This window comes from Micromonospora musae, assembly GCF_003626635.1.
Taxonomy (GTDB): domain Bacteria; phylum Actinomycetota; class Actinomycetes; order Mycobacteriales; family Micromonosporaceae; genus Micromonospora; species Micromonospora musae.
Genome location: NZ_RAZT01000011.1, coordinates 140940 through 158981, shown reverse-complemented (window position 1 = coordinate 158981; position 18042 = coordinate 140940). Strand labels below are relative to the sequence as shown.

At 72.6% G+C, this 18042-nt stretch carries 14 protein-coding genes; 8 read left to right on the top strand and 6 right to left on the bottom strand.

All coding sequences use genetic code 11. The features are described from left to right. Nucleotides 1–22: 22 nt before the first annotated feature. Entirely contained in the window at nucleotides 23–1264 is a 1242-nt protein-coding gene (locus tag D7044_RS22310; RefSeq protein WP_120683015.1) for an ATP-binding protein, read from the top strand. A 27-nt stretch (nucleotides 1265–1291) separates the two neighbouring features. Here the strand turns inward: D7044_RS22310 and D7044_RS22305 are convergent, their stop codons facing one another. After that, nucleotides 1292–1837 carry a GNAT family N-acetyltransferase gene (locus D7044_RS22305; protein ID WP_120683017.1) on the bottom strand — a complete coding sequence of 182 codons (546 nt, stop codon included), beginning with the start codon at nucleotides 1835–1837 and terminating at the stop codon, nucleotides 1292–1294. A gap of 134 nt (nucleotides 1838–1971) precedes the next feature. On the opposite strand from D7044_RS22305, the gene D7044_RS22300 reads away from it, so the two are divergent. Beyond that, entirely contained in the window at nucleotides 1972–2520 is a 549-nt protein-coding gene (locus tag D7044_RS22300) for a DoxX family protein (protein WP_120683019.1), read from the top strand. A gap of 216 nt (nucleotides 2521–2736) precedes the next feature. Continuing rightward, the gene (locus tag D7044_RS22295; protein ID WP_120683022.1) at nucleotides 2737–4179 is read left to right on the top strand and encodes a glycosyltransferase 87 family protein; all 1443 of its coding nucleotides are present in this window, start codon (nucleotides 2737–2739) and stop codon (nucleotides 4177–4179) included. Between the two features lie 81 nt (nucleotides 4180–4260). Here D7044_RS22295 and D7044_RS22290 read toward each other — a convergent pair whose 3' ends face one another. The 4 genes from D7044_RS22290 to moaC all read right to left on the bottom strand — a co-directional run bounded on the left by D7044_RS22290 (nucleotide 4261) and on the right by moaC (nucleotide 7109). After that, nucleotides 4261–4689 carry a molybdenum cofactor biosynthesis protein MoaE gene (locus tag D7044_RS22290; RefSeq protein WP_120690098.1) on the bottom strand — a complete coding sequence of 143 codons (429 nt, stop codon included), beginning with the start codon at nucleotides 4687–4689 and terminating at the stop codon, nucleotides 4261–4263. Then, nucleotides 4686–5945: a molybdopterin molybdotransferase MoeA gene (locus D7044_RS22285; protein ID WP_120690097.1), complete on the bottom strand. Its 1260-nt coding sequence runs from the start codon at nucleotides 5943–5945 to the stop codon at nucleotides 4686–4688. Before D7044_RS22285 ends, D7044_RS22290 begins: the two co-directional genes overlap by 4 nt. A 205-nt stretch (nucleotides 5946–6150) precedes the next feature. Further along, nucleotides 6151–6621 carry a MogA/MoaB family molybdenum cofactor biosynthesis protein gene (locus D7044_RS22280; protein WP_120690096.1) on the bottom strand — a complete coding sequence of 157 codons (471 nt, stop codon included), beginning with the start codon at nucleotides 6619–6621 and terminating at the stop codon, nucleotides 6151–6153. Continuing rightward, nucleotides 6618–7109 carry a cyclic pyranopterin monophosphate synthase MoaC gene (gene moaC, locus D7044_RS22275; protein WP_120690095.1) on the bottom strand — a complete coding sequence of 164 codons (492 nt, stop codon included), beginning with the start codon at nucleotides 7107–7109 and terminating at the stop codon, nucleotides 6618–6620. The genes D7044_RS22280 and moaC overlap by 4 nt, the downstream gene beginning before the upstream one ends. Nucleotides 7110–7950: 841 nt before the next feature. Between moaC and D7044_RS22270 the strand changes: the two genes are divergently transcribed. The 4 genes from D7044_RS22270 to D7044_RS22255 all read left to right on the top strand — a co-directional run bounded on the left by D7044_RS22270 (nucleotide 7951) and on the right by D7044_RS22255 (nucleotide 12943). Continuing rightward, nucleotides 7951–10467, top strand: coding sequence for a putative bifunctional diguanylate cyclase/phosphodiesterase (locus tag D7044_RS22270; RefSeq protein ID WP_120690094.1), 2517 nt, complete (start codon nucleotides 7951–7953; stop codon nucleotides 10465–10467). Nucleotides 10468–10545: 78 nt separating this feature from the next. Further along, a complete protein-coding gene (locus D7044_RS22265) occupies nucleotides 10546–11886 on the top strand; it encodes a glycosyltransferase 87 family protein (protein WP_120683034.1) in 1341 nt (446 codons plus the stop codon). Between the two features lie 9 nt (nucleotides 11887–11895). Next, nucleotides 11896–12528 carry a phosphoribosyltransferase gene (locus D7044_RS22260; RefSeq protein ID WP_120690093.1) on the top strand — a complete coding sequence of 211 codons (633 nt, stop codon included), beginning with the start codon at nucleotides 11896–11898 and terminating at the stop codon, nucleotides 12526–12528. 19 nt (nucleotides 12529–12547) lie between these two features. Next, complete coding sequence (locus D7044_RS22255) at nucleotides 12548–12943, top strand: TFIIB-type zinc ribbon-containing protein (RefSeq protein WP_120683038.1); 396 nt, start codon at nucleotides 12548–12550, stop codon at nucleotides 12941–12943. Between the two features lie 189 nt (nucleotides 12944–13132). Here D7044_RS22255 and dnaB read toward each other — a convergent pair whose 3' ends face one another. Then, nucleotides 13133–15958 carry a replicative DNA helicase gene (gene dnaB / locus D7044_RS22250; RefSeq protein ID WP_120690092.1) on the bottom strand — a complete coding sequence of 942 codons (2826 nt, stop codon included), beginning with the start codon at nucleotides 15956–15958 and terminating at the stop codon, nucleotides 13133–13135. A 400-nt stretch (nucleotides 15959–16358) separates the two neighbouring features. Here dnaB and D7044_RS22245 point away from each other — a divergent pair, with 400 nt between their 5' ends. Further along, nucleotides 16359–17942 carry a hypothetical protein gene (locus tag D7044_RS22245; protein ID WP_120690091.1) on the top strand — a complete coding sequence of 528 codons (1584 nt, stop codon included), beginning with the start codon at nucleotides 16359–16361 and terminating at the stop codon, nucleotides 17940–17942. The last annotated feature ends 100 nt before the right edge of the window (nucleotides 17943–18042 follow it).

Genomic DNA, 18042 nt, shown 5'->3' with positions numbered 1-18042 from the left:
ACAGCCCGATACTCTGCGATGCGTGGATCCGGTCCGCAACCCGTACGCCCCGGGCGCCGGTCAGCGTCCGCCCGAGCTCGCCGGGCGGGGGCGAGAGCTGGACGTCTTCGACATCGTGCTGGAGCGCATCGCCCGAGGACGGCCGGAGCGGAGCCTGATGCTCACCGGCCTGCGCGGCGTCGGCAAGACGGTGCTGCTCAACACCCTGCGCTCGCAGGCCATCAACCACCTCTGGGGCAGCGGCAAGATCGAGGCCCGACCCGATCAGTCGCTACGCCGCCCGATCGCCGCCGCGCTGCACATGGCGGTCCGGGAGCTCGCACCCCGGCACCGCGCCCCGGACCGGATCGACGACTTCCTCGGCGTACTCAAGGCGTTCGCGATGCGCGCCGCACCGACCGCCCGCGGTGGCGCCGCGCCGAAGTTGCGCGACCGCTGGCAGCCCGGCATCGACGTGCCCGCGAGCAGCGGCCGGGCGGACTCCGGCGACATCGAGATCGACCTCGTCGAGTTGCTGACCGATGCCGCAGCGGTCGCCAGCGACGTGGGCACCGGTGTCGCCATCTTCATCGACGAGATGCAGGATCTCGGCCCCGAGGACGTCTCGGCGCTCTGCGCCGCCTGCCACGAGCTCTCCCAGCTCGGCGCACCGCTGATCGTGGTCGGTGCCGGTCTGCCCCACCTGCCGGCCGTGCTCAGCGCCGCGAAGTCGTACTCCGAACGCCTCTTCCGCTACCAGCGGATCGACCGGCTCGACCGGATCGCCGCCGACCAGGCGTTCTGCGCCCCGGCCGAGCGCGAAGAGGTCGAGTACGAGCCGAAGGCGCTCGACCTGCTCTACGAGAAGTCCGGCGGCTACCCGTACTTCGTGCAGGCGTACGGGAAAGCCACCTGGGACCATGCGCCGCGCTCCCCCGTCACCGCGGCCGACGTCCGGGTCGCCGCCCCCGAGGCCGAGGCCGAGTTGGCGGTCGGCTTCTTCGGGTCCCGCTTCGAACGGGCCACCCCGGCCGAGCGCGAGTACATGCGGGCCATGGCCACCCTCTCGCTGGTGGAGGCCGAGTCGGGGGGCGAGGTCCGGGACGACATGGACGCCGCCGTGCCGACGGCGGAGATCGCCCGCGCGCTCGGCCGCAAGCCGGCCAGCCTCTCCCCGGCCCGGGACGCCCTGATCAAGAAGGGGCTCATCTACTCCGGCGAGCGGGGCACCGTCGCGTTCACCGTGCCGCACTTCGGCCGCTACCTGCGCACCCAGCCGGCCTGAGGCCCACCCCATCGGCCAGGCGGCGAGTCAGACCTTCGCCCAGGGCGGCGGAAAGACCACCTCACCCTGGGGCGGTGCGGCCGCGTCACTGGTCGCCGGCGGCAGCACCAGCGCCTGCCACGGCTCGCCCAGCCCGGACCAGGGGCTGGTCAGGCCCATCCGATCGGCCCGGCTGAAGCCGAAGCGGCGGTAGTAGGCCGGGCTGCCGAGCACCACCACGAGCCGCTCACCCAGTTCGGTCGCGGCGTCGAGGGCCGCCTGCACCACGGCCGTGCCGTGACCGACCTTCTGCCGGTGCGGCGCCACCGCCACCGGGCCGAGGGTCAACGCCGGCGCGGAACCCCGATCGGATTTCACCCGTACGCGGGTGAGCAGCGCGTAGCCGACCACCTCACCGCCGTACTCGGCGACCATGGCGAGTTCGGGCATCCACGCGTCGCTGTCACGCAGCTCGTTGACGAGCCCGACCTCCGGCGGCGCGGCCACGTCCGGGCGCGCGAACGCGGTAGCCAGCACCCGGCGGACCGGGCCGGTGTCGGCCGGGCCCTCGGGTCGAAGCCGCAGCGTGGTCACCCGCGCGAGGTTACCCGTCGGGAGCGGTCCATCAGCGACGGTCGCTCGAATCGGCGTGGCGCGACGTGCACGTACGCCGATCCGGATCGGCCGTTGCCGGGGTGGCCAGGGCCGCGACGGGGTATGACTGAGCCATGAAACCCGTACGCTCCCTCGCCCGCGCCATGTTGAGCGGCATCTTCGTGGCCAGCGGGTATAGCAACTTGACGAATCCCGGCCGGTTGGTGCCCGCCGCCAAGCCGATCACCGACCGTGTGGAGCCACTGCTCGAGCAGGTCAACCCCCGCATCCCGACCGACACCGCGACGTTGATCCGGGCCAACGGCGCGGTGCAGATCGGCGCCGGGCTGCTCTTCGCCACCGGAAGGCTCACCCGACCGATGGCGCTGGTGCTGGCCGGCACGCTGGTGCCGGTGACGCTCGCCGGGCACCGGTTCTGGGAGAACGAGGACGCCGCCGCGCGGGCCAACAACCGGGTGCACTTCCTGAAGAACCTCGGGCTCTTCGGTGGGCTGCTGCTCGCCGCCGCCGACACGCAGGGCAAGCCGGGGCTCCGCTGGCGTACGGGCCACCGGATCGGCCACTCCCGTAGCTCGATGCGGAGAGCCGTCCGCACCGCGCGGCGGGAGGCCCGGGTGGTGACCGCCCGGGCCGCGAGCACGGCCCGTCGACTGCCGGGCTGACCTGCGTCGATGCCTCCCCTCGACACCACCGCACCCCACCCAACACCACGAATCACCTGAACCGCCCGCTAGGCGTTAACGCGGTGGAAATGTCAAAAACATGTGTGGGATCGGACACGGTCGCATAACGCGGGAGGCACTAACGTGAGTCGCCGTTCTAGGCTCCGTGCGGGACCTGGACGGGTAGGACGAGCTTGGTACGGGGGTGGCCACGCCATGCCGGCGACCGTCGGGAGACGGGCGGACCGCCTCGCCACAGTCCGACGCGTGACGAGCCGCGTCGATCGCGGAATCGTCGTACGGGTCAGCATCGTGGCCGCCGTCGCCTACGCCGCCTGGCTGGCGATCGGCGCCTTCGGACGGCCGTACAACTTCTTCGACATGAAGATCTACCACGGCGCGGTGGTGTGGTGGGCGACCGGACACGAGCTCTATGAGTTCGTCGCGCCCGAGACCACCCTCGGTTTCACCTACCCGCCCTTCGCCGGCCTGGTCATGCTCCCCATGGCGCACCTGCCGATCGAGGCCGCCGGGATGGTGAACGCGCTGGCCAGCCTCGCCGCCCTGGCGGTGGTGCTCGCCGGCCTGCTGCGCCCGATCGTGGACCGGCTCGGCTGGTCACTGTGGTACACGGTGGCCCTGGCCGTACCGCTCGCCGCCGCCATCGAGCCGTCCCGGGAGACCCTCGGCTACGGCCAGGTCAATCTGCTGCTCTTCGCCCTCGTCATCGCCGACCTGATCGGCCTGCGGTGGCGCTCCCGCCGGGGCACGCACGTCGCCCCCGAGGACGGCCCGTTGCTGCGCTTCGTCTACAGCGGGGCGTGGGCCGGTGTCGGCATCGGACTGGCCACCGCGGTGAAGCTCACCCCGGCCCTCTTCATCGTCTATCTGATGATCACCCGGCAGTGGCGGGTGGCGACGACCGCGATCGCGACGACGATCGGGGTGACGGTCGGCAGCTTCGCCATCGTCGGCGTCGAGTCCCGCGCGTACTTCGGCGGCGTCCTCTGGCAGACCGAGCGGGTCGGCGCCGCCGACATGACGCCGAACCAGTCCCTCGCCGGCCTGCTCGCCCGCCTCTACGACTCGATCGAGACCCCGGGGCTGCTCTGGTTCTCGTTCTCGGTGCTGATCCTGGCGCTGGGGCTCTCCCGGGCCGCGCACTCGCACGCCGACGGTGACGAGCTGACCGCGTTCACCCTGGTCGGGCTCACCGCCAACGTGATCAGCCCGATCTCCTGGACGCACCACCTGGTCTGGGTCATCCCGGCCATCATCGTGCTGGCCGACGCCGCCGTACGACGACGCGACGCGAGCCGGGGGCTCGCCCACCGCTCCGGGGCGGGCGGGCCGTACTCCGGGCTACCCGGGGTCAACGGCCTCCGCCCGCCGATCTGGTATCCCACGTTGACCGGGCTCCGCCACGGTGTCGCCGCGATCGCGCTCTACCTGCTCGTGCTGATCTCGCCGATCTGGCCGTACGAGCACCAACTGCCGGAGGAGTCGCACTACCAGGACGGTCTCTTCGGCGCGCTCATGGAGAACTCGCTGGCGTTGGCCCTCATCGTGCTGGTCGCCGCGATGCCCTGGCGGCCGGGGGCCGAGCCGGTCTTCTACGCCGACCGGTTGGGCCGGCAGCCCGCCGCCGCCCGCCGCTGACCTACCCGCGCCGCTGCCGGTGGCCGGCGTACCGCCCGGCGGATCCGCCGACAGACCGCGGGGCGGCTCGGTGGCGACCCGTCAGGGGCAGTTCACCCACTCCTCGCTGCCGTCGGCGAAGACCTGGTGCTTCCAGATCGGCAGGCGGGCCTTCACCTCGTCGACCAGCCGTGCGCAGGCGGCGAAGGCGGCGGCCCGGTGCGCCGTGCTGACCGCCGCGACCAGGGCCGCGTCACCGATGGCCAGGGCACCGATGCGGTGCGAGACGGCCACCGCGTACACCTCGGGGTCCGCGGCGATCTCGGCGGCAACCTCGCGCAGGATCCGTTCGGCGCTCGGGTGCCCCTCGTACTCCAGGCTGGTCACCGCCCGGCCGTGGTCGTGGTCGCGGACCACGCCCTGAAAGGAGACCACCGCGCCGGCGCGCGGATCGGCGACCGCCGCCTCGTGCGCGGCCAGGTCGAGCGGCTGGTCGGTGACCGTGCCGTGGGCGAGCGTCGGCGCGGTCATGCGGCACGCTCCCCGCTGCGCAGCGGCAACGGCACCACGGGGACCCGACTCCCCACCTCGCCGCTGCCGCCCGGCCCGATCACGGCGAAGCCGTCGGCCCCGGCGAGCCCCCGCAGCATCGCCGAGCCGACGTGCCGAACCGGATGGGCGGTGCCGGCGACCCGGTCCAGGCGGACCAGGGCGAGGTGGGTGTAGTCGCCCCGCCCGGGCACCGGCTCGGCCAGCGTGGCGTGCGGCAGCTCCGGCAGCTGCCGGCCCTGGAGGCCGGCAAGCAGCGGGGCGACCAGGGAGACCAGCGCGACGATCGCCGACTGCGGGTTGCCCGGCAGACCGGCCACGAAGCGGACCCGCCCGTCCGGCCCGGTCAGCCGGGCCAGCAGCATCGGGAACCCGGGCCGGACGGCCACGGTGTTGACGACGTACTCGGCGCCCAGCTCCTCGAGCGCCGGGTGCAGGTGGTCGACGGGGCCGTGCATGGTGCCGCCGGTCGTGCAGACCAGGTCGGCGTCGGCGAGCGCCGCACGCAGCGCCGCGACGTGCGCGGGGAGGGTGTCCTCGACCGGGCCGATCACGTCGGCGGGGCGGATCTCGCAGCCGTACCGGCGCAGCCAGGCCGGCAGCGACGGCCCCAGCGCGTCGCGGACCTGCCCGGCCGCGGGCGGGCCGGCGGTCAACAGCTCGTCGCCGAAGACCAACAGCGCGGCGCGTGGCGCGCGCCGCACCGGCAGCGTGTCGTATCCACAGGAGGCGGCGAGGCCGATCACCGCCGGGTCCACCGACGTGCCGGCGGGCAGGAGCTCTTCCCCGGCGTACGCCTCCTCACCCGGCTGCCGCCACTCCGGGGCGCTGCGGGGGGTGCCGACGACGCGGGCGTCCGACGTCCGTTCGGACTCCTCGATGCGCAGCAGCGCCGTGGTGCCCTCCGGCACCATCGCGCCGGTGGCGATCTCCACGGTGGTGCCGTCCTCGGTCAGCGCCGGCGGAGTGCTGCCGGCCAGCACCCGACCGACGACCCGCCACGGCCCGGATCCCCGTACCGCCCAGCCGTCCACGCTGGCGGTGGGGAAGGCCGGAAGGTCGGTACGCGCGGTCAACGGCTCGGCGAGGGTCAGTCCGTCGGTCTCGGCGAGCGGCCGGGCGACGACGGGAAGCGCGGCGGCGAGCCCGACCGCGTGCACCCGGGTACGCGCCTGTGCCCACTCGGCCGGCGGCGAGGCGACGGCGTGCTCCGCCGTCGCTGCGGTTTCCGTGCTCACCGGCCGAGCCTATCCGGGTGGGGGCCGCTGCGCCGGGGCAGTCGACGCGCCGGGCCGCTCGGTGGCCGCCACCGCGCGGCTTGTCGACGGCGCGCGCTCGACCCTTCGCCGCCACGCAGCCGGCCGCGGCACGCGCTCACTGGTCGCCGCGCGCAGCCGGCCGACGGCGTGTGGTCGGAGGCCGCGGCCGATCCACGGCGTGCGCTCAGTGGTCGCCGCCGCGCAGCTGGTCGACGGCGTGGGCGAGGATCGGGCCGAGCACGGCCAGGCCGTCGCGGGCGCCGCCGGTCGAACCGGGCAGGTTGACCACCAGCATGCGGCCGGCCACCCCGGCCAGCCCCCGGGAGAGCGCCGAGGTGGGGACCCGGTCCCGGCTGTGGGCGCGGATCGCCTCGGCGATTCCGGGAATCTCGTAGTCGAGCAGCGCGCGGGTCACATCGGGGGTCCGGTCGGAGGGCGTGATGCCGGTGCCGCCGCTGGTCAGCACCACGTCGATGTCGTCGGCGAGCGCGGCGCGCAGCGCCTCGCCGACCGGCTCGCCGTCGGGCACCACCACGGGATCGTCGACCTCGCAGCCCAGTTCGCGCAGGCCGGCGACGAGCAGTGGACCGCTGGTGTCGGCGTAGACGCCGGCGGCGGCCCGGTTCGAGGCCACGATCACCCGGCCCCGGATCACGGCCGCTCCTCGGGGCGGACCCACTCGCCGGTCTTGCCACCCTCCTTGCGCAGGACGCGGACACTCTCGACGGACGCCGCCGGGTCCACCGCCTTGACCATGTCGATGAGGGCGAGGCCGGCGACGGCCACCGCGGTCAACGCCTCCATCTCGACGCCCGTCCGGTCGGCGGTGCGCGCGGTGGCGGTGATCTCGACGGTGTCGGTGGTGGGCTCCAGCTCGACGGTCACGGCGTGCAGCGCGATCGGATGGCAGAGCGGGATCAGGTCGGGGGTGCGCTTGGCGCCCATGATGCCGGCGAGGCGCCCCACGGCCAGCGCGTCGCCCTTCGGCAGGCCGTCGCGCCGCAGCAGGTCGATCACCTCGGGCGTCGTTCGCAACCGGCCGGCGGCGACCGCCGAGCGCCCGGTCACCGCCTTGGCGGAGACGTCGACCATGCGCGCCGCACCGGCGGCGTCGACGTGAGTGAGCTGCGCGGATTCGGTCACGGCCGCGAGCCTATCTTCCGGGTACGACCGCTCGGGGCGCGCGTCGCCGTCCTGTCGGCTGGAGAATCGCGCTGCCCGCTTCGGGCCGGGCCGCAAACAGCAAGTGATCGACGCCGGGAGGTGGCCGACGGTAACGGATGGGCGACAGTTCATCCGCCGGTTTCTCGACCGTAACCGAGGACCCGTACCGAATTGCCGGTCAGCACGGGCCCGGCCCGCTGCTCAGGCCCCGCCGCGCCGGTGCACCGTGCGCCGAGAAAGTTGCGCCACCGGACGCATCCGCGTGGCGGGTGCCGCCGGTCGCGGAATCCGAATCCGATGGGCGTTCATCTGAGCCGATCGAATCCGGATACTTTCCGGGTCACGATTGCGGCCGGGGCGGAGAGGACGTAAATGTGGTTCAGGCCGACTGCGGCGCAGGTCAGCCGCGGGGGCGTGCGGGATGTCCGAACTCGCGGTGATTCGGCGAGCCCATCTCACCACAGTTGGGACAAGACGTCCGCACCTCACCGACCAGCACCGGCAGCGTTGCGCGACAAAGCAATCGCATAGCGAAAAGGGTCGACAGCGCTCCGCACAGGCGCGATGGACAGACCGTCACAAACCCTCTTCCTCTTGGCTAATGTTGCGCATACCGACATTTATTTCTTCTAATCATCTCTAGTTGCTCCTAAGCTGCCGTTTCAGAGGGACGAGGACCTCCACGGGAAAGGTCCCGGAATGGCATCGGTACGAAAGGAGCAACGCGATGCGCGGCAGCGACTGGAACTGAGGCTGGGACGGGACTTACCGGCGCCCCGGGAGTAGGCTGCGAACGGCTGAGGCAGTCACCTGGAGTGGTATGACGCTTCCCCCACGACGCGAGAATGAGACCGATCGGCGGCTGATGCTGCTCGTCGGTCTCGTCGTCGTTCTGGCATCCGTCATCGTCGTCACCACACTGCGGCCCGCCCTGACGAGCGCCGCACCGAGATCGCTGAACGACGCCGCCACCCTCGTGATGCTCGCCTTCATGATCGCCGTCGGCACCCTGGTCAAGGCGCGGGTACGCATCAGGTCGACCACGCACTCGATCAGCTGGAACGAGACGGCGATAGTCATCGGCGTCGCCATCGCCCCGCTGCCGTGGGTGGTGCTCTGCACCGTGGTCGGCATCGCCCTGGCGTCACTGCGCCTCTCGCCGATCAAGGTGGCCTTCGGCGTCGGCAAGAACGTCATCGTCGCCTGGGGCGCCGGCACGACCCTGACGGCGCTGGGCTGGCCGTCACCGTCCGGCGACTGGCGGTGGGTGCTGCCGCTGGCCGGCGCCTACCTGGTCGCGGCGCTGCTGGACGACCTCCTGGCGATCCCCGTCATCGCGCTCGCCTCGGGCACGAAGATCGCCCGCAACTTCCGCAGCAACCTCGACCTACGGCTCGGCGGCTTCGCCGTACGCTTCCTGGTCGCCGTCTGCACCCTGCTCATCCTGCAAGCCTCCCCCCGGTTCCTGCTCGCCGTGCCGCCGTTGGTGCTCAGCCTGCACCTCACCTACTCCGCCCGGATCCGCGCCCGGACCGAACAGCAGGCCTGGCAACGCCTCGCCCGGGCCACCGACGCCCTCAACGTGGTCGACCTCGACAACGTCCTCACCACCGCGGTCACCCAGGCCGCCGAACTCTTCTCCGCGGACGAGGTGGAGATCGAACTGCGCGAGGGTGACCGGACGGTACGCGGCGGCGCCGACGGCGTCATCGCCTACGACGGGCGGGCCGGCGAGCCCACCCCGGTCGACGGGACGGTGGTGCCGGCCGCGCTGGAGGGGCACGATCGCACCGCCGACGTCGGCGTGCTCCGGCTGCGGTTCCGCGGGCCGGTGCAGCTCTCCGAACGGGAGCAGTACACCCTCCGCACCTTCGCGTCGGCGCTCTGCACCGCCGTACGCAACGCCCAGGCGTACGCGCAGCTCGCCCGCGTCGCCGACGAGCACGCGTACGCCGCCAGCCACGACGCACTGACCGGGCTGGCCAACCGGCGGCAGCTTCTCGAACAGGGCACCGAGCAGCTCAGCACGAAGCACGCCGACGGCGTGACCGCCCTGATGCTGATCGACCTCAACCACTTCAAGGAGATCAACGACACCCTGGGGCACGCCGCCGGCGACCAGGTGCTCGTCCAGGTGGCCGAGCGGCTGCGCGGCGCCGCCCAGGGCGACGAGCTGGTGGCGCGGCTCGGCGGCGACGAGTTCGCCGTGCTGCTGCGCGGCCTGCCGGCGCCGGCGATCGCCGCGCACCGGGCGGAGACACTGCTCGCCGCCCTGCACGAACCGATCGACCTGGACGGCATGCGGATCAGCGTCGAGGCGAGCGGGGGCATCGCCGCCGCGCCGACCGCCGGTGGGATGCCCGAACTGCTCCGCCGCGCCGACGTCGCCATGTACCAGGCCAAGCGGGCCGGCCAACGGATCTCCACCTACGCGCCGACCCGGGACACCGCCGACCTCAACCGGCTCACCCTCGGCGGAGAGTTGCCCCGTGCGGTCGCCGACCACGAGTTCACCGTCAACTTCCAGCCCATCGTCGACCTGGCCTCCGGCGAGATCACCAGCGCCGAGGCGCTCGCCCGCTGGCACCACCCCACGCACGGGCTGATCGACCCGCTGCGCTTCCTGGAGGCCGTCGAGCGCTCCGGGCTGCTGCCGGCCTTCGCCGAGGCGATCCTCGACCAGGCCCTCATCGCCGCGAAGACCTGGCGGGAGGCCGGCTTCGACGTACCGATCGCGGTGAACGTCTCCCCGCGCAGCCTGCTCGACGCGCGTTTCCCCGGCTCGGTGCTGGCCCGACTGCGCGCCCACGACCTCCCCCCGGACCAGCTGGTGCTGGAGCTGACCGAGACCCTCACCCTCAGCCAGCTCGACGTGGTCGACCGGGTGCTCAGCCGGCTCCGCGACGAGGGCGTACGACTTGCTCTGGACGACTTCGGCACCGGCTACTCCTCGCTGAGCCTGCTCTCCCGAATCCCCGTGCACGAGCTGAAGATCGACAAGAGCTTCGTGACCGCCATGGAGAACTCGGCCGAGGCCGCCGCGGTCATCCGCTCCACCCTGGATCTCGGCCGCAGCCTCGACCTGACCGTGGTGGCCGAGGGAGTGGAGAGCGAACCGCAACGCCGGGCCCTCTGGCAGCTCGGCTGTGCTGCGGGCCAGGGTCACCTCTTCGCCCGGCCGATGCCCGCCGGCATGCTCCTGGCCGCGCTGCAGCGCGGCGCCGGCGGCGGCCCCGGCCTGCTGGCACCGCCGCTGCACGACGCCGGCGCGGTGATCCGCCTCAGCCGCCGCACCGGTGGACGCGGCCGGGACCGGCTCCCGCACCAGCCCGCCTGACCAACCGGTGGCCCAACCCCCGGCCACCTCGACGCGCGACCCGAGCCGGTACGTCGACCGTCTGCCACACTTGCCCGCGTGACCGCCGCAGCCCCGACTCCCCGCCCCCGTGGCTGGCACGCCCTCAGCTCCGCCGGAGGCGGGCTCCCGCTCGACCTCGCGCTCTACGCCGTGTCGGCCGTCTTCGCCGCGATCACCGCGGTCACCTCGACGCTGCTGCCGCACCGCGCCTGGGGTGGCACCGCGGCCGTCGGCTACCTCGTCGCAGCGCTGGCCGTCACCGTCCAGCTGCTGCTCCGGCACCGCCGACCCGACTCCGCACTGACCGGCCTGTCGGCCCGCTGGGCGATCACCGCCTTCGCGTGGGCGACGACCACCCTGCTACCGCTGGCCCGGCAGAGCGCCGAACGTGCCGCCGGACGCACCGACCGGGCGCAGGAGGAGGTCCTCGTCGTCGAGCAGGCCGGCGCCCGGCTCGTCGAGCACGGCACCCCGTACCTCGGCCACGACGCCATAGCCGCCCTGCCCGCCGACGAACGACTGCTCGGCTACACCCCCTACCAACCGGGCATGGCACTCTTCGGACTGCCCCGAGCGGCCGCCGCCGGCTGGTGGACCGACGCCCGGGTCTGGTTCGCGGTCGGCACCGCGGTCGCCCTCGTCCTCGCCGTCGCAGTCCTGCGCCGTGCCGGCACCGGCCCCGCCGGTCGCCCGGCCATCGGTCACGCCGCCGATCTGCTCCGCGGCGTGCAGGCCGCCACCGTGCTGCCGATCTGCGCCCTGACCCTGGCCACCGGCGGCGACGACCTTCCCGTCCTCGCCCTCTGTCTGCTCGCCCTCTCGCTCGCCGCCACCGGGCGGGCCGGATGGTCCGGCCTCGCCGTCGGCCTGGCCGGTGCGCTCAAGCTCTTCGCCTGGCCGGTCGCCCTCGTCCTCATCATCTGGGGCGCGACCCGCCGGGCCGGCCTCCGGGTGGCCGCCGGGGCGATCGGGCTGCCCGTCGCGGCTCTGCTGCCCGCCCTGCTGGTCGACCGGGACGCCCTCGTCGAGAACGTGCTCCGCTTCCCCCTCGGGCACGGCCTGGTCACCAGCCCCGCACAGTCGCCCTTCCCCGGTCACCTGATCGCGAGCGGGCTGCCCGGCGGCCGGCTGATCGCCGCCGGCCTGCTCGTCGCCGCCGGGGCGGCGATCGCCGGGTGGCTCTTCCGCCGGCCGCCGCGCACCGCCTTCGCCGCCGCGCTCGTCTGCGGGTACGGGCTGCTCGCCGCGATCGCGCTCATGCCGTCGACCCGGTTCGGGTACCTGCTCTACCCGATCGCACTGCTCGCCTGGGCGGCCGCCGTGCGGGACCCGGACCGCGCGGACGCGAACCCGGCTCTTTCCGTCAACTGGCAGGCGATGGAGCGCGGCAGGGCGTAGACCTGAGTCATGACGACCTACCGCGACCGCGCCGAGGCGGGTCGGACGCTCGCCGACGAACTCACCGGGCTGGCCGGCGAATCGGGCGTCATCGTCCTCGGCCTCGTACGCGGCGGAGTGCCGGTGGCGCAGGTGGTCGCCGAGCGGATCGGCGCGCCCCTGGACGTGCTGGTCATCCGGAAACTCGGCATGCCCTGGGCCCGCGAGGTCGCATTCGGAGCGCTCGGTCCGGGCGGCGTGCAGGTGCTCAACGAGCATGTGGCCAACCAGCTCAGCGAAGACGACATCGCCGACACCAACCGTCGCGAACAGGCCGAGCTGGAGCGCCGCGACGAGCTCTACCGCGCCGGGCGGTCACCGTTGGACCTCACCGGCCGCACGGCCGTGATCGTCGACGACGGCCTGGCCACCGGCGCCACGGCCCGCGCGGCCGTCGAGGTGGCCCGCCGGCTCGGTGCCCGGCGGGTGGTGGTCGCGATACCCGTCGGCTCACGGGAGGCGAAGGAGACGCTCTCGGCCGAGGCGGACCAGGTCGTCTGCGTACAGTGCCCGCCGGAGTTCATCGCGGTCAGCGCCTACTACGAGGACTTCCACGAGGTGGACGACGACGAAGTCGTGCAGGCGTTGACGGCAACTGCGTGACCCGACCGGGTACCTTCGGGTGATGAGTCTCACCTGTCCCAAGTGCCACGGAGAAATGCGCCAGTACGAACGCAGCGGCGTCGTCATCGACCAGTGCGGCGAGTGTCGAGGAATCTTCCTCGACCGCGGCGAGCTGGAAAACCTGTTCGCGGCGGAGGCGAACTGGAGCAACCAGCAGGCCGGCTCGGCTGCCCACGGCCAGCCGGCCCATCAACCGGCCCACCAGCCGGCCGGTTACCCGCCGCCCCCGGCCCCCGCCCCGCACCAGCCCGGCTACGGCGCAGTGCCGCCGCCACCGCCGGCGCACGGCTACCCGCCGGCCCCGGCGTACGGCCACGGGCAGCAGCACCACGGCTACCACGGCCACTACCGGAAGAAGAAGCACAAGAGCTTCCTCGACGACTTCTTCGGCTGAGGTCGCCACACGAGCGGACGGCCGGCCCGGCGAGTGCCGAGGGCCGGCCGTCCGGTCGTGACCAGCGGATTAGCGGCCTCCGTGCGAGGCCGACCCGATGAGCAGTGGTGCCCTGGTACGCCTCCGCCAACGCCTCGTGTTGCGCCGCGATGCTCTCCGCTGCTCGGCTGAGGTCGACGGAGCCGGCTCTCAGACGATCGCCATGTCGACGAAGCGGGACAGGTGCAGCTGGGCCGCGACGGTCACCGTGTCAGTCGGCCCGTTTCGATGCTTGGCGACGATGAAGTCCGCCTCACCGGCCCGAGGCGACTCCTTGTCGTAGTAGTCGTCGCGGTGCAGCAGGATGACGACGTCAGCATCCTGCTCGATCGAGCCCGATTCACGAAGATCGGACAGCTGGGGCCGCTTGTCCGTACGCTGCTCCGGGCCACGGTTCAGCTGGCTGACCGCGATCACCGGGCACTCGACCTCCTTGGCCAGCAGCTTCAGGCCACGGGAGAGGTCCGCGACCTCCTGCTGGCGGCTCTCGGTGCGCTTCGGTGAGGTCATCAGCTGGAGATAGTCGACGACGATCAGCTTGAGGTCGTGCCGCTGCTTGAGCCGGCGCGCCTTGGCTCGGATCTCCATGAGGTTCATGCTCGGCGTGTCGTCGACGAAGAGCGGGGCCTCGCTGATCTCACCCATGCAGCGGGCCAGCTTGGTCCAGTCGTCGTCGGAGAGCTGGCCACTGCGCAGTACGTGCAGCGGGACGCGCGCCTCGGCCGAGAGCAGCCGCATGACGATCTCGACCTTGCTCATCTCCAGCGAGAAGATGGCGGACGCCTGGTTGGCGCGGATCGCCGCATTCCGGGCAAAATCCATGCTGGCCGTGCTGTTGTGGGTGGGAATCATTGCTCTGCTGGCGAGGTAGAGATGCTCGGGATTGTCAACGGTGACGCACCGGACCGGCACGCTCGGAACCGGCCTGACGTCGACGATGAACCGCGATGTCGTGCGGACGTCGGAGACCGTTCGCCGGCGCGCTTCGTGTGCCGCCCGCTTCCGCGCCAAACGGAAGATCGGATCTGGGGTGGAGAAGTTCAGGGTGTATGCCGTGGAGGAGGCCTCAGTGCGTCCACGCACGGACTTCGTGTTGACCGTGCAGCGGTAGCCGAGACCGACCACCAGTTCGCGTACGTCCTCGGCAAGCCGCTTCGAGGTGGAGGTGTACTGAAGGTTCCCGGCAGGAGCGACCGTTCCGTCGGTGTCCATCAGCCCGGCGAGCAGCGCTCGTCGTTGTGCCTCCGAGGCGCGCAGGTACGTACTGGGAATGTGCTTGTCATCCGTGACACCGGCCTGTCGAAGCAGGCCGAGGAACGATCCGTTCCGCTTGTGACAGCCGGCGCACCGCCGCGTCGTCGCGTTCTCACGCAAAGCTCGGGTGGACTGGCCGCAGTCAACGCAGATTCCGGCCCTCAGCGAGGTGGGCGGGTTGGGCAGCAGGATGGTGTAGACCATCGGGCCACTGGGGCGGATGACATACCCGTCCGCCTCCACGTGCGCGAGCATCTCGGCATCGGCGGTAGTGAAACGGCTCGCGTCGGCGTGTCCGTCGCCGAGCCAGACCCCCAGCGTGTACGGCGATATCGGCAGGTCGCGCTCCGGCAGGCGTAGCGGCCCGCAGTTGCTCACGGCGTGATTGAGCCGTCGGTCTGCGGTAGCGGTACGCAGCGTCGCAGCGATCTCAGCGGTGGTGACCACGCTCTCGTGGCGGGCTCGGTTGCCCGCGTTGACCGGGCGCTGGACGCGTTCCAGCAGCGCGGTCAGCAGCGGCCGGGCCGGGTATCCCGGCGCTGTCCAGTTGCGCTGCTGGCCCGCCCTGACAACGGGACGGCTGATCCGTGCCGTCGAGCCGACCTCGCGGGCGACGGTGTGCAGGGTGTGCCGAAACTCCGGACCGACGTGCTCAAGCACCCGGGCCAGGGTGATCGGCTCGTTCCCGTCGCCGACGAGTGTGGCCTGCGCCGTCCGTACCTTGGTCAACGAGGACTCGGCCCAGTGCCGGCTCGGATGCTCCGGGCCCTGCCGGCGGCTCGCCCGGGTCGTGGTCTTCCACAGGTGTTCCGCGTCCGCCACGATCACCGTGCCGTCGCTGAACTCGACCTCGTAGCAGGGGCGGTCGTACATGACGTCGAAGGCGTGTGTGACCGTGGTAGGGCTGCCGTCCGCCGCCAGTAGTTCGTCGCCTGCCTTCACCTCGCCCATGGTGGTCCAGCCCTCGGGGGTTGGAAGCGGGGTGTCGAGTGCGAGGGCCTTCCCCAGACCAGGTCGCCCGGCCACGATGATCAATTGCCCGCCGTGCAGGCCGTTGAGCAGTCGGTCCAGATCGGTGAAGCCGGTCGGCACGCCGGTCATCACGCCGCCCTGCGCGCCGACCGCCTCGATCTCGTCCAGGGTCGGCTGGAGCATGTCGGCCAGGACGGCGAAGTCCTCGGTGACCCGGCGCTCGGTGACGTCGTAGACCGCCTGCTGGGCGAGGTCGACGATGTCGTCGACCTCGCGGCTCCCGCCCTGGGCGGTGCCGTAGCCGAGCTGCACGATCTTGGTGCCGGCCTCGACCAGCCGGCGCAGCACCGCCCGCTCGCTCACGATGCGGGCGTAGTAGGCGGCGTTCGCCGCGGTCGGGACGGCCGCCATGCAGGTGTGCAGGTACGGGGCACCGCCGATACGGGCGAGATCACCCGAGTCGGCCAGCGCGGCGGCCACGGTGATCCCGTCGGCCGGCTCGCCCCGGCCGTAGATGTCGAGGATGGCGTCGAAGATGGTGGCGTGCACCGGCCGGTAGAAGTCGTTGGTCTTGAGGATCTCGACGACGTCGGCGATGGCGTCCTTGGAGAGCAGCATGCCGCCGATGACGCACTGCTCGGCCGCTATGTCCTGGGGCGGGGTGCGTTCGAACTGACCGCTCTGCTGGGCAGGCACCTGAGGTTGCCCTCCGGCGCGCGACTCCGCCCGCATGTCGTCGGTGACCGACACGGTCCCCCCTCCGCTGCGTCGGATCCTCGCCCCGGCTTTTCCCTCCGGGTGCGACACTCCTGTCGACCGGACCCGGCGCGATCGGGGGTCATCGCGCGGACGGTCGGGGGCCAACCATACGGAACCCGAGGTCAGCGACTCAACACCGGCGGTGGACGAGCCTCGGGACAACCTGTGGACGCCGGTGGGCGGACATGTGCGCAGGGTGTGCACAGGCTGTGGACAACCGTTGGGGAATTCGCCATGACACCCGCGTTGAGCTGGGATTACGCGATCCCCAGCCTGTGGATGACAAGTTTTCGGTCAGATCGGGCCGTCCTCCGTCCCGTACTATCTCCACCGGATGGCTACACCTGCGCAGCGCATTGCGCCAACGGTTGAGAAGGGTCACGCTCCGGCCGTGAGTTACCGGGACTGGGGACGCGGGGAGAGCCGCCCGCGCGCGCGTGAACCGATCGCCTCATGGGACGAGAGCGTGGCGCCCGACCCGGTCGCCCCCTACCGCTCCGACGCGCGCGGGCAGACGCCGAGTCGTCGCCGGCCACGCGACCGGGGGCAGGACGAGCCCGTCGACGCCTACCTGCCGGGCTGGGCTGTCGATTCCGGGATTCGCCGGGCCGACGGCGGTGGACGGCACGCCGCGCCCGACGACGATGACGAGGCCGTTCGGCCGAACTCCGGAAGGGGTCGGCGCGCCGTCGACAGCACCGGCAGCCGGCGGGAGAGGTCATCGACCCCCACCGGCTCGGTCTCCGACCACACCGCGGAGTGGACGCTCGACCGCCCCCAGGACCAGGGGTATGTGGGTAGCCGGCGAGCCGACCCGGCGCAGGACGGGCCGACCTCCGGCCCGATCGCGTCGCGCCGACCTCGACGGTCGTCCGCCGGGCGGCCTCAGGTGATCTGGTCGGGAGGTGGGGAGTCGGAGGAGCCGGCCGCTCCCGCGGAGCGGGCGCGGCCCACCCGGCGGGCCAGGCGGGCGGCGGAGGAGGAGCCTCGGCCCGCCGTCGACCCGTGGGAGCCGACGACGGCGCGGCGGGCCGACCAGACCGAACCGACGTATCCACCGGCGGTGGATCCGTGGGACGCGTCCGGGCCGCAGCCGACGCCGAAGACGGTCGAGACGAAGCCGTGGGACGCCTCGGGGGTGCACGTCTGGCCGACGGTGGGCGGCGTCGACCGGTGGGACGACACCGGCCAGTGGGAGCGGTCGGAGCTCACCGGCCGCTGGGCGGAGCCGGACCACACCGGCGAGTGGGACCGGCACGGGGCCGGGTGGGACCGGGAGGCGGGCGGGTGGGACCGCACGGAGCCGCCGCGCTCCCGACGGGTCGCCGCCGAGGAGGGTCCGGGCGGGTCCGGCGAGGACGAGGGTTTCTGGGCGGGTACCCGACTGGCGGGTGACGACCCGCGCTGGATGGATCCGGCGGCGTCCGCGCCGCGCTCACCCGTGGTGGCGTATTCGACGCCGCGGCCGCGAAGCGCGCCGGGTGCGTACGGGCCGAGTCGGCGGCGCACCGACCCCATCGGGGCGCCCCGGGGCACGGGCCGCACGCCGCCGCGCCGGCAAGTCGACCCGGTCGGGTCGTCGCGCACCTGGACGCGGCGTCTCGAGGACGATCTGCTCGACCCGGATCCGGGTGGAACGCTCCGCTCGCTGCTCTACACCGCGGCGTGTTACCTGATTCCGGCCGTTCTGGTCCTCGCGTGGTTGCTGACCCTCGACGCGCGGCCACCGGCGGGCTGCGTCACCGACATCACCGGTGGAGGCTGCGATTCGGACCGGGCTCACGCGCTCGGCTCGCTACTCGCCGGCGCGCCCCGCTTCGGGGTGGCGCTGGCCAGCAGCCTCGTGGTCGCGGCCCTGCTGCGCAAGGTCGGAACGACGTGGCGCTCCACGATGATCGCGCTCGCCTCGGCGGTGGTCGGCGGCGGCCTGTCGACGGTGTTGATCAGCGTCGTGACGGGTCAGCCGATCGGCTGACCGGCCGGGCTCGACCCGCCGCCGCGCGCCCTACCGGAGTCGCGCTGCGATCTGCTCGGAAAAGGCCGGAGCCCGCACCGAGCGATCGGTGCGGGCTCCG